Annotated in this window: 18 protein-coding genes; 16 read left to right on the forward strand and 2 right to left on the reverse strand. The window is 44.3% G+C overall.

Features of this window, described 5'->3' with window-relative positions:
- The first annotated feature begins 15 nt into the window (after nt 1-15).
- Nucleotides 16-402 carry a DoxX family membrane protein gene (locus WC052_00805; protein MFA7286189.1) on the forward strand — a complete coding sequence of 129 codons (387 nt, stop codon included), beginning with the start codon at nt 16-18 and terminating at the stop codon, nt 400-402.
- An 87-nt stretch (nt 403-489) separates the two neighbouring features.
- Nucleotides 490-996, forward strand: coding sequence for a hypothetical protein (locus tag WC052_00810; GenBank protein MFA7286190.1), 507 nt, complete (start codon nt 490-492; stop codon nt 994-996).
- A gap of 77 nt (nt 997-1,073) precedes the next feature.
- On the opposite strand, the gene WC052_00815 is transcribed toward WC052_00810, so the two are convergent.
- Both WC052_00815 and WC052_00820 read right to left on the reverse strand, forming a co-directional pair.
- Nucleotides 1,074-1,442, reverse strand: coding sequence for a hypothetical protein (locus WC052_00815; GenBank protein ID MFA7286191.1), 369 nt, complete (start codon nt 1,440-1,442; stop codon nt 1,074-1,076).
- A 31-nt stretch (nt 1,443-1,473) separates the two neighbouring features.
- Complete coding sequence (locus tag WC052_00820; protein ID MFA7286192.1) at nt 1,474-1,740, reverse strand: hypothetical protein; 267 nt, start codon at nt 1,738-1,740, stop codon at nt 1,474-1,476.
- Nucleotides 1,741-2,146: 406 nt separating this feature from the next.
- Here WC052_00820 and WC052_00825 point away from each other — a divergent pair, with 406 nt between their 5' ends.
- From WC052_00825 to WC052_00890, 14 genes are all read left to right on the forward strand, one after another.
- On the forward strand, nt 2,147-2,437 hold the full coding sequence (locus tag WC052_00825) for a hypothetical protein (GenBank protein MFA7286193.1): 291 nt from the start codon (nt 2,147-2,149) through the stop codon (nt 2,435-2,437).
- A 23-nt stretch (nt 2,438-2,460) separates the two neighbouring features.
- Entirely contained in the window at nt 2,461-4,533 is a 2,073-nt protein-coding gene (locus tag WC052_00830) for an AAA family ATPase (protein MFA7286194.1), read from the forward strand.
- Nucleotides 4,530-5,648: a hypothetical protein gene (locus WC052_00835; GenBank protein MFA7286195.1), complete on the forward strand. Its 1,119-nt coding sequence runs from the start codon at nt 4,530-4,532 to the stop codon at nt 5,646-5,648. Before WC052_00830 ends, WC052_00835 begins: the two co-directional genes overlap by 4 nt.
- 211 nt (nt 5,649-5,859) lie before the next feature.
- Complete coding sequence (locus WC052_00840; protein MFA7286196.1) at nt 5,860-8,289, forward strand: S8 family serine peptidase; 2,430 nt, start codon at nt 5,860-5,862, stop codon at nt 8,287-8,289.
- The gene (locus tag WC052_00845; GenBank protein ID MFA7286197.1) at nt 8,286-8,807 is read left to right on the forward strand and encodes a hypothetical protein; all 522 of its coding nucleotides are present in this window, start codon (nt 8,286-8,288) and stop codon (nt 8,805-8,807) included. The genes WC052_00840 and WC052_00845 overlap by 4 nt, the downstream gene beginning before the upstream one ends.
- Before the next feature lie 384 nt (nt 8,808-9,191).
- Complete coding sequence (locus tag WC052_00850) at nt 9,192-9,674, forward strand: tryptophan-rich sensory protein (protein ID MFA7286198.1); 483 nt, start codon at nt 9,192-9,194, stop codon at nt 9,672-9,674.
- A gap of 24 nt (nt 9,675-9,698) precedes the next feature.
- Complete coding sequence (locus WC052_00855) at nt 9,699-10,148, forward strand: hypothetical protein (GenBank protein MFA7286199.1); 450 nt, start codon at nt 9,699-9,701, stop codon at nt 10,146-10,148.
- Between the two features lie 34 nt (nt 10,149-10,182).
- Complete coding sequence (locus WC052_00860) at nt 10,183-10,638, forward strand: dual specificity protein phosphatase (GenBank protein ID MFA7286200.1); 456 nt, start codon at nt 10,183-10,185, stop codon at nt 10,636-10,638.
- Nucleotides 10,635-11,930: an FtsX-like permease family protein gene (locus WC052_00865; protein ID MFA7286201.1), complete on the forward strand. Its 1,296-nt coding sequence runs from the start codon at nt 10,635-10,637 to the stop codon at nt 11,928-11,930. Before WC052_00860 ends, WC052_00865 begins: the two co-directional genes overlap by 4 nt.
- 4 nt (nt 11,931-11,934) lie before the next feature.
- Nucleotides 11,935-12,615 (forward strand): ABC transporter ATP-binding protein, encoded by a 681-nt coding sequence (locus WC052_00870; GenBank protein MFA7286202.1) that lies wholly within the window; start codon nt 11,935-11,937, stop codon nt 12,613-12,615.
- Between the two features lie 4 nt (nt 12,616-12,619).
- Nucleotides 12,620-13,387 (forward strand): cytochrome c biogenesis protein CcdA, encoded by a 768-nt coding sequence (locus WC052_00875; GenBank protein MFA7286203.1) that lies wholly within the window; start codon nt 12,620-12,622, stop codon nt 13,385-13,387.
- A gap of 26 nt (nt 13,388-13,413) precedes the next feature.
- Nucleotides 13,414-13,965 carry an NAD(P)H-dependent oxidoreductase gene (locus tag WC052_00880; protein MFA7286204.1) on the forward strand — a complete coding sequence of 184 codons (552 nt, stop codon included), beginning with the start codon at nt 13,414-13,416 and terminating at the stop codon, nt 13,963-13,965.
- A gap of 8 nt (nt 13,966-13,973) precedes the next feature.
- Nucleotides 13,974-14,948: an SIS domain-containing protein gene (locus WC052_00885; protein ID MFA7286205.1), complete on the forward strand. Its 975-nt coding sequence runs from the start codon at nt 13,974-13,976 to the stop codon at nt 14,946-14,948.
- Nucleotides 14,948-15,766 carry an ROK family protein gene (locus tag WC052_00890; protein ID MFA7286206.1) on the forward strand — a complete coding sequence of 273 codons (819 nt, stop codon included), beginning with the start codon at nt 14,948-14,950 and terminating at the stop codon, nt 15,764-15,766. The genes WC052_00885 and WC052_00890 overlap by 1 nt, the downstream gene beginning before the upstream one ends.
- Nucleotides 15,767-15,791 lie beyond the last annotated feature (25 nt).

Consider the following 15,791-nt stretch of genomic DNA (forward strand, 5'->3'; position numbering starts at 1 on the left):
TGTTACTTTGAATACATGGAGATGCTTGTTGTTGCTGGTCGCGTTCTGTTTGGTGGCTACTTTCTCATGATGGCGCTCAATCATTTTAAGAATCGAGCTATGATGGTGGGCTACGCCGCTTCAAAGGGTGTGCCACAAGCCAGCGTCGCAGTTGTAGGAAGTGGCATATTACTATTACTCGGCGGTATCTACATCGTGTTTGGTTTCTACATTCCAGCCGCAGTTCTGTTTTTAACGTTGTTCCTTGTGCCGGTATCGTTCAAGATGCATGCTTTCTGGGCAGTAACTGACCCACAAATGAAAATGGCAGAGCAGGTGAACTTTATGAAGAATATGGCGCTTCTTGGCGCAGTGTGGATGATGTTGGCGATTCCACAGCCGTGGGTGCCGGGCATCATGTAAGATTGTTTCTGTTATGAAGAAGCGTCCGCCATACGGCGGACGCTTTTATTTTGCTATACTGTACGTATAAATTATTAACGTGAACGTATGAAAATTCCTTCTCAGTTCCCGCAGTTTACTGATGTAGCAGCATTACTCATTGTAACAGGGAAACAAGGAGCGGAATTTTATCTGGGTCACAGTGGTGAACTTGTGGAAGCTGGTGCTTTCGATGTTCCTGCCGCGAAGTATTCAGACAAGGAAGGATTTTTTGCCGGTCGGGGTGGGGCAAGTGGTTCTGTGAAAGAGGTCGACAAGGCTGGCCACACGAAAGAATTTTTGAAACGGCTGGAAACGGAATTAAAGAAAATGATTAGCAGTCGCCGCAAAATGAGTGTGTATGTATACGCACCGGAATATCTCATGCGTCAGGTGAAGACCTTGGTGAAGAAATTGGCAGGGGAGAGTTACGCTATGTCGTTTACTGGTAACTATTTAAAAACGCACCCCAAGAAGCTTCTTGAGATGCTTGAAGTGCGAGTTGAACGGAAGGCGGCAAAGAAAAAAGTTGTTAGCACGAGCAAAGAAGCGGCGAAGATGTTGAAGAAGCGGTAGGTTAGTTTTGGGGTCGAGGGGCGAACGTCGGTTGACGCTCGCCCCTCGCTTCGTTCGAACCGACTCGGTGTTTCCGCTTAGGCTGCCAGGGCTTGGCAGGAGAGCAGGAGATTGTACGGGTGTCGCTGTTTGTAGAGGTGCGCGGCAACGTAGCTAGCCGCTTCTGCTGCAGGGGCTTTCACCCGAATCGTTTGTGTGTGTGCCTCTCCTTCATCGGAGAATACGAGCAGTACATCAAACGTCGGACGTGAAGGATCCACCTTCATTGTTGTCACCGCTACGTGTGCTTGAGCCGGAAGCTCGCACTCTGCGAGGAGCCAGAGCTCTGCTTCTGCATCGGCACCACCTGCGTTTTCGGCATAGACCAGGTAGGTGTGGCCGACTGTCACTTGTCCTTGGCACCTGGCCGAGGCCACAACTATGAATTGTTGGTATATTCTGTCCATCGCGTTGCCTCCTTTGGCGTTCGTCCGCAAGCTAGTCTAGCTGTCTTGCCGGTTCCATTTCTACGAACAGGTGCTCATGCCTCCCCATGAGTCGATTGTAACGCACTCGAGCGTTGCGTTCGGCATTCACGGCACTTACAGCCGTCGTTTGGAAGGTAATTGCCTTGCCCGCGTGGCGACATGGCTCTGTAACTTTCACCTCGAAGCGGTGTCTTTCTCGTTTGGCCTTTTCTGTGGCCGTGGTTGTAGTTGTTGCTGCCTTGAGCGGCAGCGTGAGTTGCAAAACTTGTGCTGCCATTGGTCCTCCTTCGGCACCCACGCCAAGTTGTCAAAGATACCGAAAACGTATTCCTTTTGCGGTTTGGTGGCAAGTGGTTGACGGAATGATTGGGAGAATAATAATTGGGTTCAGTCCCATCAACCGATAGTGGTTGTCTCTAATCAGGAGGAACATTTTTTTCTACGAGTTTTGAATAATCTTACTTCATGTTGGATAAGACCGTTGGCTATTAGAAATCGCCAAAAAATCTAACCCGATGCGGGTGGGTAAGCTACTGGGGGCGTTGGTTTTGTTCGGAAGCCGAGGCCTTAGCTGCAGGTTGGCGGAAAGCAAAAAATTGTCCGTAGTAATTGATCTTTTTGCAGTTGTCTCTTTGAGTTAGTTGAGTTTTGCACATGAAACGGTATGGAGGTAAACTATCCAGATGGACGATCAAAAGAAAGACGAAGGCACGGAGGGCAAGCTCATGTTTATTAAAGAAATCGCTAAATATTTTAGGGATTTTCTTGAGACAGATTTTTATAAATATAAATTTCAAAAACGCGCCGGCCAGCTGAAAAATGAGGACGGTGTGCTTATGGGTTTCAATCTTCAAAAGTATCTATCGTTTAGGGCTTCAATATCGCAGCTCGTTAACGCGGATTGTGATAAAAACTTTTTTAATAAACTGGAAAAAGTAGTTTATAAAACAAATGAGGGCTACTTTATTTTTTGAGACTGCATTCTGAATTAATTTTTATGAAAATTAGATCAATAAAAATATCAAACATTCTAAGTTTTGAGTACAAAGATGATATTGACCTCTGTGAATCGATCGTTTTTAATAAGAACGTTAATATTCTGATAGGTCCAAACGGAGTCGGGAAAAGTAATTTTTTGGAAATTATCAATCAAATTTTTAAAAGAATTTTATTTAAGCAGCCTGATTTCGATTTCGATACTATTTCAAAGCACGAGAACAATCCGGCCGATACTTCTTTGAATCAAACTTTGGATTTGACGCGTCGCTCCGTGAGTCATTTAAAAAAAAATAAATACAGTAGTTCAAAAATTAAAAAAATTAAAATAGAAATTCTGCTTAATGATAACGATGTTAGCAATTTGAAATTTATTCATTCAAATGCGGATAAGATAAATGATATTTTGAATAAATATTCACGTATAAAGCTAAATTTTGATGGTAAAATTATTTTTGACGACATTGAAAAGATCAAGTCCCTCACCCTTATTTTGGAAGATAAAGAGGATACTAACATTTTTTCTATTTCAGAGTTGTCCGGTAGCACGGCTGGAACTTTTATAACAAAATATTTCGAGTATTTCGAGTTTGTTCAGAAAATTATTTTCATTGCAAATGAACGAGAAGGTGAAAGTTGGTCAGAGCTTAAAACAAGCTTCGTTTTAATAGGTTGCTACCGTAACTATAATAGTTTTTCTAACTCTTATAGTCTTAGTGGTTATCTTGTTAATGCCATCAGGGATGTTGAGAACAAACGAAAAGAAGAAAATACTAAGAGCGCCGATGTTGCGGAACCACTAGTTTTCGAGATGGTAAAAAAGATTTTATCATATCGACATTCTCAGCTCCTTTTTTCAGAACAGTTAAACGCTGAAGGAGTATCAAAAAAAATAAAAGAGGAGCCGTTGCTGACGAATATTAACAATTTATTAAAGCAACTCCCTCTTCAATTAGAATTGAATATTGTAAAGAAGAATCCTCACGATATCGTTCATCAAATTTTTTTTATTGACCTCAGGGATCAAAAGAGAATCGAAGTTGAAGAATTGAGCGCTGGACAAAAGAGTGTCCTGCATTTTTTCTTCAGCATATTTGGATACGATTTAAGTAATGGTCTGCTCATTATTGATGAACCGGAACTTCATCTACATCCACAAATTCAAGAGCAGTACATGTTGTTAATTGAAAAAGTAGCCCTCGATAATGACATGCAGTTTATTCTGGCGACTCATTCTCCAATTTTTGTATCACGAGAAACAATTAATAATGTCTTCAGATTTAGTAAGGCTACTCACTTCACGCACGTATCCCATCCTCCCATAGCAGCTTCTGACCAAGAATTGGTCAGAATATTAAATTATACTAATAGCTCAAAAATTTTCTTTTCTAAAAAAGTTGTACTTGTCGAAGGCGAGTCCGATGAATTTTTTTACCGAAGATTTTATGAGCACTTACAAAAGCAGAATAGAGGAGATGATAATATCGAATTTCTTGCAATAAAAGGGAAGGGCGCAAAGGAGCTATGGTTTGATTTTTTACAAAAATTTGACGTAATGACCTTCTTTATTGGCGACTGGGATAATATTATTGAGTCAGGTCTGCTAAGTAATTCAGAGTTAGAGAAATATAAAAATAATTTTAGACAACAGGCCTTTAAGGGAATTGATAGTGGTGTTTTTTTGCAAAAAAACAGTAAGGATCGAATAATTTTATTAGAAAATTTGAAAAAATATCTCGAAAAAAATGACCCAAATCTCTTGTCTAGTTTGAGGGATCTTATTGATTACTTAACGATAAGACACTTGCCCTGCAGAGAGATTGTTGAGTTTATAAATTTAAACGATCGATCAACTTTAGCCAGCCTCAATGTTCAGATAGAAAGTTTATATGCTCAGAATCGCTATTATCTTAAACGGGGCGAATTGGAAGATTATCTAGGATTACGAACGAAAAGCTTGCAAGATGTTATCTATTTCATTGAGAATGATTTTAATTCCTGGTTAGCGAATACTTCCTTCAAATCGGAAGTTGAAGAGATTACTCAAATATTCTCTGACATTATTAGAAAATGACGCACGATCCATTAGAACAAATTGAGAAAAATTTGCGCGTTCTTGTGGATGATATATTGACTGATAAATTCGGACCTCTGTGGACTGAAGTTGCCGGTTTGGGTCCCGATTGGATCAAAAAGATGCAAGAAAAAACTATTGCAGATAAGACAGCGCAAGGAAACACCATCCTGTATGAAAAATTAATTTCATATGCTGAATTTGGAGATTTAACTAAGCTTTTGCAGTTACACCAAATACTATTCAAGCCAGTTTTTTCTAAATGGGAGAAGTACTTCACCCTTATTAAGATCGCGGAAGAATTAAGAAATACCGTAAAGCATCATCGCGATATAAGCCCCGCTCAAGAGAAATTGCTATTCGGTATTGCCGGTGAGATTGATGATGCTATAAATCTGTGGAGAATTGGTGCAAGATTAAATATAAAAAGGCTGGTATTTGGCTTTTCTGATTATATACCAACACAACATAAATCTGACGAAGAAATATTAAGAGAATCAGAAAGAAGCATTCTCGATTGGCAAAAACTGTTTTTAAATTTCTTTGAGGCCAAGGGGCTTGATATAAGTAGAATAGAAAATGTTTATAATTCTCTTAATTTAAAAATAAAGGGTTATGGTCTTTATCTTCAAACCTCGACCTCTTCACAGCCCAATCCAAACTCTGAAATAAATGGTGTCGAATGTAAGCATATATATACTCAATTGTTGCGCAACGAAGGTTCTCATATTTCTTTGGATGAATTATTTGCATTTATAAAGAAACAGTATTGGAATATTTCATATGATTTAAGAGATACTATAAATATAGATGCCCTTAAAGAATGGTCTAGTGATAGTGCTGGTCGAGAACCTTCTAGTTCAAGCAGATCAAATGGAGTTTACACGGGCATAGAGTATGCTTTGCTGCATGGAAAAATAAGGATCGGAGCGACAAATTATTCAGACGAAGAAGGCCACGGTGGTAGGTTGCAGATATTCAATGAACAAAATAGCCATGGATGGTTTCCGCACAAGATTATAACCCCTCAGCATCTTTTGGGTTTTATTACGGGCAGTGTTACACCCCGATCTATACAATATCTTTTACTCATGTCGTGCAATACCAACGAATAACCAATCCAAATTTATTGAGCGAAGTATAATTAATAAGCGTAACAATTTTACCCAAGTCATTTATGGTTAGTGAATTAGGACTTTTGTATATTTTTGTTCGTACTTATTTACATTCTTCAATTTCTCATTTTGGCGATTCATCCAGCGTTGCCTTGATTGACCACGAGGCACGAGAAGGGTACGGTTACAATGTGATTTATACGATTTCATTATGAAAAGAACATTCATCAGCGCCTGTTTAGCAGTTTTCATCATTCTTCCTTTTGGGGCGAGTGCTGCAACGCTTTCAAAAAATCCATTCTCAGTGATTGATCAGACCGTTTCCATTTATGCGAGTTCGGGGGAGAATTTTGATACACTATCGTCATACAGTTCCGTTTGCTTCAACGATACTAATCATTGTTTCCTTAGCACCAGCTTTAGTAGTTCAAGCGTAAAATGGTTATGGACTTCCACCAAAATAACTATCCCCATTCCTTCGGATCTCAACCCAATCGGGGACATTATCGTCTACAACCAAGGCTCGCGGCAGGTCTGCTATGGGGGAGACTATTGTTATAGCGAAACCTATGCACAAGAGAAGGCTCGAATTAGTTATCAGATTCAGCCCGTGATCGTTTCAGTGTCTCCGTTAGTGCCCAAGCAAAATGAACAGGTCGTGATTAATGGTTACGGTTTTGGGCCCACATCGGGTCAGGTGCTCTTCGATGATTCGGGTGCCTCGGTTATCAACTGGAGCGACCGATCAATTACGGTCATCGCATCGCAGGGGGTAGGCGTGGCAAAAAAAATAAAGGTAAGCAGTTCAGCCGGAACAAGCACAACCTTCGGACTTTTTGAATATTTAGACCAGATATCTGCACCCCAAGCCTGGCAGACTGTGGGCACTGCCCCCGTAGTAGTGGCCGTCATCGATGATGGTGTCTATATTAATCATCCGGATCTTTCACCCTATATATGGCGTAATCCTGGTGAGGTGGTGGGTAACGGAATCGATGACGATCATAATGGGTACATCGATGATGTGTTGGGCTATAATTTTGTCGATAATTCATCCCGAGTGGATCCTAAGGGCAGTCACGGTACGTTGGTCGCAAGCACGGTTTTGGCGACCACCGGTCGCGGGGTGATGGGCAATGCTTCAAAGATGAACATTCGCATTATGCCTGTTATCGTGAGTGATGTTCAAGGAAACTCTTCCTTTCAATCTCTGGCGGCAGGCATTCGCTACGCTGCTGACAATGGTGCGGATGTAATAAATATCAGTCTGGGTAGTCGCGGCACCATTGGTTACACCGATTCTCTGACGCCCGCAATTCAATATGCTTTTGATCACGGGAAGGTAGTGGTGGTTGCGGGAGGGAACGGGGATTTGCAAGCTAATAATGGTGAGAACCTTAATTTTACACCCCAGAGCCCAGTCTGCAACAACAATGGGTCACAATTGGCGCTTGGTGTAGGGGCGCTCGATAATACAGACGTGCAAACAAATGGTAGGGTACGCACGGGTTGGTCAAACCATGGCAGTAATTGTATCAATATTTCTGCGCCCGGAGTGGGTATAGTTGGAGCATCAGTTCCCAGTTTTAATAGCGGTTCATTTTACAGCCAGGAGGACGGGACTTCTTATTCGAGCCCCATCGTTGCGGGTGTAGCCGCTATGGTGAAAGGGACGACTCCCAAAATGAAAAACTGGGAAATAATGAATCGTGTTATTGGAACGGCTGATAATATCGATAATGTTAATCTTGGTTTTGCGGGTCAGATCGGAGGGAGAGTAAACGCATACAAAGCTATTGGCAATCAATCCACCTCTGGCTCCATTGTGTCTGTCAGCCCTAACGAAGCATTTGCAGGTACTCCGGTGGTAGTTACCATCAAAAATTTTTCTTCGGATTATACGCTGCGTATTTCCGGGCAAGGGACACCAGGTGGTAGTACGACTGACTCTCCAATTTCTTGGTCGAGTATCGCACCATTGGCGGCCGATAAGTTCTCGGTAGTTATTCCAGCAAGCCTGCCGACGGGGACGTATTCTTTCCGTCTAGTTTCTCCGACTGGTAATGAATATGGTACGGGTGAAAATAGTCTACATGTCACAAATGACGGTCGTTCTGTTCCTAAAAATCCGAGCCCCGAACAAAGCATTCCAACAACGCCTTCAAGTCAGGTGACAGCACCGACTCAAGGCACTCCTGTGGTAACGCCTAGCACTAAGTCGTTATTGGCCAGGCTGCTAGGTTATATTGTCCTCCAGGTGCAGCAGCATGGGGAAGCGTGGTATATACATCCAGACACAGGATTGCGCTACTATATGCAGGATGGTTCAGTGGCTTATCAAATGATGCGGTCATTTGGCCTAGGAATTACAGATACTGATTTGGGCAAAATTCCGACTGTGGGTAGTGAGCAAGCGATGAAAGATAGCACGAGCGTTTGTAACGCTAACTCAACCGCTAATAAATTAAAAGGTAAAATTCTTCTGCAGGTTCAACAGCATGGCGAAGCTTGGTATGTCCACCCAGATAAGTGTCGTAGAATATATATGAAAGATGGGGGTGTTGCTTATCAGATAATGCGATTCTTGAGCCTGGGCATCACGAATACTGATTTGACTAAGATACCTGAGGGGAGTTTATGAATAAATTAATCTTACCAGCAGCCATACTACTATCCAGTATTATTTTGGGCGGATTTTATTACGCTGCTGAAATTAATGAGCAGAGTTCAATTGAAAGACAACAAGAAGTAACAATTAAAAAAGAAAAAAGCATTGAAGAAACTAGACCGCAATTACAACAGAAAGTTGAGGATCAGGAGGAAATTATGAACGAAAAACCAGTCGATATTTACCCGCAAAATAATAATGACCAGATTCTCATTAACTATAGATTGGATGTCCAAAATGGAGATGATATGAGAAATAGTTTATTAGAGACTGCCTTTAATTCGCCAGAACAAATGTGTCCCAGTGTCATTGCCACTATGGCTACACGGCAACATGCCTATTATTATGTTTTAGACGATATTGCCAAACTTACATTAAAGTATGGTCAATATCGTGGATCGATTAACTATATAAAAAACAATCTTGATGGTTTGGATAATGTAATTTCAATTGTTAAAGATCAATGTGCTTCGTTGGGCTACTCATTCTAAGGTAAGCAAATTAAACCTATTATATTTGAATAATAAGTTTGGGTCTCATATACCGTTAATCATCACCTCCCCAGTTGCTGCCCAACTGCTGCCCAAAAAGTGACTAAAGTGGATTAGCTTTGACTATGTCTGAGTACGTTTGAGACAAACCATAAAGTAGATTTCAATCAATGAATCAGGACGTTTATTTATTTTTGTTCGCACTTTTTTGTTTTCTTCAATTTCTCTCTGGGGCGATTCGATTCCTACCGCCCCTGGCAAGTTGAGCTAGCACGAGAAGCGTTGTTTCAAGACGACACTCTTTAGAGATCGCCCCACGATTTTAGGTTGCGAAAACATTCCCTTTCTGTTGTCGCAGCTACGTTGTGGTGCTATATTTAATGCATGTCAGTTAAAAAATTTGGTTGGTATTACGTTGTCATTCCGCTTGCTACGTTCTTTGTTGCTGCCTTAGGCAGCTTGATAACGAGTGATGGAATGCCTTGGTATGCCACGCTCACGTTGCCATCGTGGACGCCACCTGGGCAGGCAATTGGCGTGGCCTGGACTGCTATTTATATTCTGACCGCCCTTTCGGCGATTTTGGTGTGGCAACATTTTCCAAGAGACAGAACGCTCGCACTCATCACCGGTGCCTACGTTGTGAATGCGCTACTCAACATTTTGTGGAGCGCAGTGTTTTTTGGCCAGCATAATTTGGCACGGGCGGTTGATGTTGCCATGCTGCTGAGCTTGTCTGTGCTCGTCCTCATCATTCTTATCTCAAAGCATTCAAGATTTGCCGCAACGTTACTCGCGCCGTACTTTCTGTGGGCGTCTTTTGCGTCATACCTGTCCTATGCAGTTTGGCGGTTGAACGGGGGATAAGGAGTTTCTCCAAAATAAAAACCAATGACGAAGCATCCGCAACAATTATTTTTTAAAGTAGCCGCTCAAATAATGCGGTTTAGTTTTGTCATCATTTTTGCGGTTGCAGGTGCGCGTGCCGCCATGGTTGGCATTGGTGCTTTTGCAGACGACCTTGCGCTCACTGGCAGCCTAGCCGCTATGCCGTATCGCGATGTTGTTACGCACGTCTATACAGCCATGACCGCGCTTGTTTTTACGTTGGCCAGCATCATTCTACTCATGAACCGACATATTTTGGCCGTGTACGCTGTGGTGGCAGGCTTATATGTTACATTTACTGTTTGGCAAGTAGCGGCCGCACCAGATCTTCGAACGAATGTGGCGCAGTATGTTCCGACGCTCTTCGCCCTACTATTCGCTTCTGTTTTTGAACATTTGTCACTTCCTTTCGTACAGAAGGAAAAACGAGACATACAACACGTTGATTTCTAGTGTTTCTAAGGCTATCCTTCACACACTCTGCACTATGAAACCTGACGAACAGCCAGTTACGCTGGAATTTAGCAAAATCACTGACAATATATACATTGGCAGCAATGCGTGCTGCCAAATTCGTTTTGCTGAGCCATTACTAAAAGAGGGCATTACTGCAGATTTGTCGTTAGAGGAAGACCACGTTGATATGCCGTTTGGCGTTTCGTTTTATCTGTGGTTGCCAGTCCCAGACATGTTGCCCCCAACCATTGATCAGCTTGAAGTGGGGGTGGCGTATATGACGAAAGTCATCGAGCTCGGTCACAAGGTACTGGTGCATTGCCGATGGGGCCATGGCCGCGGGCCCACAATGGTGGCGGCGTATTTGGTGCGTACCGGCATGAGTGTTGACGCGGCTATCCAACTCATGACTGAAAAACGACCGGTCGTTCATATAGAGGTTGAACAGGTTGCCGCACTTCGACAATTTGCGTTGCGAAAGGTATGAGTTTTAAAGAACGTCGTCGTCAATTTGTGCAGACCGTTCGCGTGGGATGGTTTTTGGCATACCGCACATTAAAACGCTCTAGCCGCGCCACGACTGGTCTCATCATATTTATTATGGTGCTGACGTTTCTGAACTTGGTGGTGGTGTCAGGGCTCCTCATCGGGCTTATTAGTGGTTCCTTTCAACAGTTTCGTGATGGGTATTCGGGAGAAATAATGATTACTGCTTCACCAGGGAGAAACTTTATTGAAAATTCACCGGCGCTTGTTAACTATATTGCTGCTCACCCAGACGTGAAGGCAATGTCTGTTCGGCATACCTCTGGCGTTCAGGTGCTTGGTACGTTGACTGACTTACCGCGGAACGGAGAACGACCAAATCGTATTAGCGTTCGGTTGGTTGGGCTCAACGTCAAAGATGAAGAATCAGTTACCGGTTTTTCTCGGTTTCTTGTGAAAGGGAACATGTTGGTTGATGGTCAAGAAGGTGGCATCTTAGTTGGTGCCAACATGTTGCGGAAATATTCTTCGTTTGCGGACGCTAATATTCCAGGGCTTGATTTGCTCGACGACGTTGACGTTGGTAGCCGGGTACGGGTGAGCCTGACGACAGCCGGCGGGGAAAAGGTATCGCAAGAATTTACCGTGCGCGGCATTGTGAAAAGTAAGGTTGATGAAATATCAACGAGATTTTTCGTCACCGATCCAGAGCTGAAACGAATGCTGCCGGTAAACAAAGAACAGGTGCAAGAAATAGCCATTCGTATGGACTACGCCGAGGCACCGGCGCTTGTAAGCGAGTTACAGGGGTTTATGGGTGAACATGATGCGCTTATCCAAACGTACGAAGATGCTATTCCGTCTTTTCTTCGTGACATTGAAACCACTATGGGTGTTCTGGGTAACGCGCTCTCTTCCATAGCGCTCGTAGTTGCTTCCATCACCATCTTTATTGTCATCTTCATTAACGCCATTACTCGAAGGAAGTATATCGGTATTATGAAGGGTATCGGTATTAGCCCGCAGGCTATTCAACTCTCATATGTGTTTCAAGCATTTTTCTATGGCATGGTTGGTTCGGTGGTGGGTATTGCGGTGACGTTTGGTTTTTTAAAGCCATACTTTGCGGCGCACCCCATTAACTTTCCATTTTCTGACGGCATTCTCGTGGCCACACCAGAAGGAGCCGCATTGCGCATCGCTATTTTGCTGGCTGTTACGTTGGCGGCTGGCTATATTCCGGCTAGACTCATTGTCCGCCGAAATACTTTAGACGCTATTCTTGGTCGCTAACACTATGATTCGGGCAATAGAACTAACAAAAACATTTGGGGAAGGTGAACTTGAGGTGAAGGTTTTAAAAAAAATAACCTTAGAGATTGCCGATGGTGAATTCGTAGCCATCATTGGCCCGTCGGGTGCCGGTAAGTCGACGTTGATGTATCAGCTTTCACTCCTCGATGAGCCGACGTCGGGTCAAATATTCTTAGATGCTGTTGATACGTCTACCTTGGACGTTGCTGAAAAAACGTCAGTGCGATTACGTTCGCTCGGGTACGTGTTTCAAGATTACGCCTTGCTGCCAGAGTTAACGGCTGCCGAAAATGTGGCCTTACCAATTCTTATGGCTGGCGTGCCTTTTGCCGAAGCAATGCAAAAAGGAGTTACCGCCTTAGAGCGAATTGGTTTAGCGGATAAGCAGCAGAATTTACCAAGCCAACTTTCTGGTGGTCAACAACAGCGCGTTTCGATTGCTCGCGCCATCGCGCATAACCCTCACATTTTGTTTGCCGATGAACCAACAGCGAACCTCGACACCGACAACGGGCACGTGGTGATGGAAGTTTTTCGCACCTTGCACGAAGCTGGTCAAACGATAATTATGGTGACGCACGAGGATGAGTATGCGCGTTACGCAGACCGCATTATCACCATGAAGGACGGCGTAATTGTTACGGACGAACGACGAAAGCGGTAAGCCTATGCTGTCGACGACCGCACTGTTACTTCCTGCCTTCATTGCAGGTTTCATTACCTTCCTTGCACCTTGTACCTTGCCACTCGTTCCGGCGTACCTCGCGTTTATTGGTGGTGTTTCTTTTGGCGACATGGCAGATCCGCTGCGGGCGCCGTTCGTTCGGCGACGTATTTTTTTGAATGGGCTTTTTTACGTTATTGGTTTTAGCACTGTTTTTGTGCTGCTTGGCACGTTGTTTGGTTTGGGTGGTGGGGCGCTCGTTCATTATCGAATACCACTGGCGCGCCTCGGTGGGGCGATGATTGTGCTCTTTGGTCTTGCAATCATGGGTGTGTTTGGTGGACGAATAATGCTTTTTGAACGGTCATGGCATCCGGCATTACCGGCGTGGCTACACCCAGGTACACCGCTTTCCTCGTTTGTATTCGGCGCAACATTCGCTTTTGGTTGGACGCCCTGCATTGGCCCTATTCTTGCTTCTATTTTGCTACTCGCCTCAAACGTTGGTTCGCTATGGGAGGGCGGTATGTTACTAGCCGTTTTCGCCGCTGGTCTTGGCGTGCCATTTCTTTTGGTTGCTCTCCTTTTTAGTTCCGTAACGCCGTGGTTGCGCTCGATTAGTAAGTTTACCGCGATTGCTTCAAAAATAGCGGGAGGATTTTTGGTGCTGCTTGGTTTCCTTATTTTATTCAATAGTTTTTCAGAGTGGACTTCATTTCTTTTCCGCATTTTTGGCATGTTTAACTATAACCAAATTCTTCGCTATCTCTAGCGTAAGCCCCCTGGTATACTCGCTTCATGACTTCACCGCTTTCTATTCCTGTGCTCCTTGGCACTGTTCGCCAAGGTCGACAGAGTGAGCACATCGCACGATACTTGCACGCAAAGCTCGTTGCTCGTGGGGTGCGTACGACCTTCGTTGACCCACGCAACTTAACGCTACCCATGACTGACGAAGGTGAAGATTTGAAAGTGCATAACCCGGACTATGTGGCGACCATTACCACAGCGGATGCGCTACTACTCGTTGTGCCTGAGTACAATCGGGGGTATCCGGGAAGCCTCAAGCGGATGCTTGATATTTGCTATGATGAGTATAGAAATAAACCAGTTGGTTTAGTCGGCGTTTCTTCGGGCATCTATGGCGGCACCCGGGCGCTCGCGGCACTACTGCCGGTGTTAAAGATACTGGGGCTTATAGCCATGCGACGAGACCTCAATGTTGGGCCAGTGAGCACCATTTTTTCTGAAGTTGACGGTAAGTTACTTGAACCAGCATTTGAAAAACAAGCCGACCAGTTTCTTGATGAGTTATTAGCGTTTGCGAAAGCCTTACAAGTCCTCAAGTAAAAAAATATATGTCGATGGAACATGCCCTTCAAAATTTTCCTGAGCAGTTCAATTTTCAGCCAGTTGTTGTTGGTAGTGTGAATATGTCACAAATAAAACGCATTGTGGTTTGCGGCATGGGTGGTTCACACTTGGCGGCTGATGTACTTTCTGCTTGCTATCCCGAACGGCACATCATCATACATAGCGACTACGGTTTGCCGTTTATCCGTGAAGATGAGGAAGCCGACACATTGATAATCGCCTCATCATATTCTGGAAATACCGAGGAAGTACTCGATGCGTACGAATTAGCGAAGCGTCGTGGATTGCTACTAGCGGCTGTAGCAGTTGGTGGGGAACTTATCCGTCGCGCCACTGCGGACGGTGTCGCCCATGTGGTGTTACCAGACGTTGGCATACAGCCGCGGATTGGGCTTGGTTATAATTTACGAGGGTTGTTGGTGTTGCTTGGGGATGAAGCAGGGTTGGCCGAGACGGCCACACTTGCGACTATACTCGATGTAGCAGCGGCTCAGAAGCAGGGTGAAGCATTGGCGAAAATTATTCGCGGCAAAGTGCCGCTTATTTACGCCTCGAATACCAACCGGGCGATCGCAAATATTTGGAAAATTAAATTTAATGAAAACGCAAAGATTCCGGCGTTCATGAATGTGTTGCCAGAGCTTAACCACAATGAAATGACTGGCTTTGACGTGGCTCCTGCTGCTGTAAGTCTCAAAGAGCCATTTCATGTAGTTTTCCTCAGTGACAGTACAGATCATCCGAAAATAAAGCGGCGCATGGATGTTTGCAAAGCCCTTTATGATGAGCGTGGTGTAGGGACTAGTGTCGTGCCGATTGTGGGTGAGACTTTTTGGCAACGTACATTTTCAAACTTGCTCATTGCTGATTGGACGTCATGGCACTATGGTACGACGATTGGTGCCGAAACTGAGCAGGTCCCTATGGTAGAAACATTTAAGCGTCTTATTGAGTCGTAATGTACCTAGTACTTGATATTGGCGGCACCAACATTCGTATCGCTGCAGCGAACGACACAACTGCGTTGCAAAAAATTGTTGTATTACCGACTCCTCAGGATTATAAAGAAGCTCTGCAAAAAATTTCCGAGGCAGCTAGGGCACTCGTTGGTGATAGCGTGATTGTGGCGGTGGCAGCCGGGGTGAGGGCATTGAACCGTCACACTGGAACAATGCGGGTAAATAAGCACATACCGTTGTGGGACAACGAATCAATTTTGGATGGCTTGAAAGGAGTTTTTGGCGTCCCGGTGTATTTAGAAAATGACGCCGCAATGGCCGCGCTCGGTGAAGCGGTGTATGGCGCCGGCAAAGGTAAGCGCATTGTTGGCTACATTACCTTAAGCACCGGTTTAGGTGGGGCGCGTGTGACGAATGGTAAGCTCGATGAAACAGCCTCTGGTTTTGAGCCGGGGTATCAACTCATTACCAGTGGAGACACGGTTGTGCGATTATCGGAAATAATTTCTGGCGCGTCACTGGCGCGTCGTTATGGTATGCCGGCTAAAGATATTACTGACGTAGTGGTCTGGAATAGTGTGGCAGATGATTTTGCTCTTGGGTTAGTGAGTACAGTCGTGCATTGGTCGCCAAATATTTTGGTAATCGGTGGGGGTATTGGGTGCAGTGAAAAATTACCCTTCGAACGACTTGTGTCGCGCGTTGCTGTACTGCAGACAGCTTTTACAACGCCGGAAATTAAGCGGGCGGCCTTAGGCGACGAAGCCGGCTTATACGGTGCTTTGGCGCACCTTAAAGCGGTCGGCGTGGCAGTTTAGTAATTTTTAAAGACAAAAGGACATC

It is taken from the genome of Patescibacteria group bacterium (genome assembly GCA_041675205.1).
Classification (GTDB): domain Bacteria; phylum Patescibacteriota; class Patescibacteriia; order GWA2-46-9; family GWA2-46-9; genus JBAYUF01.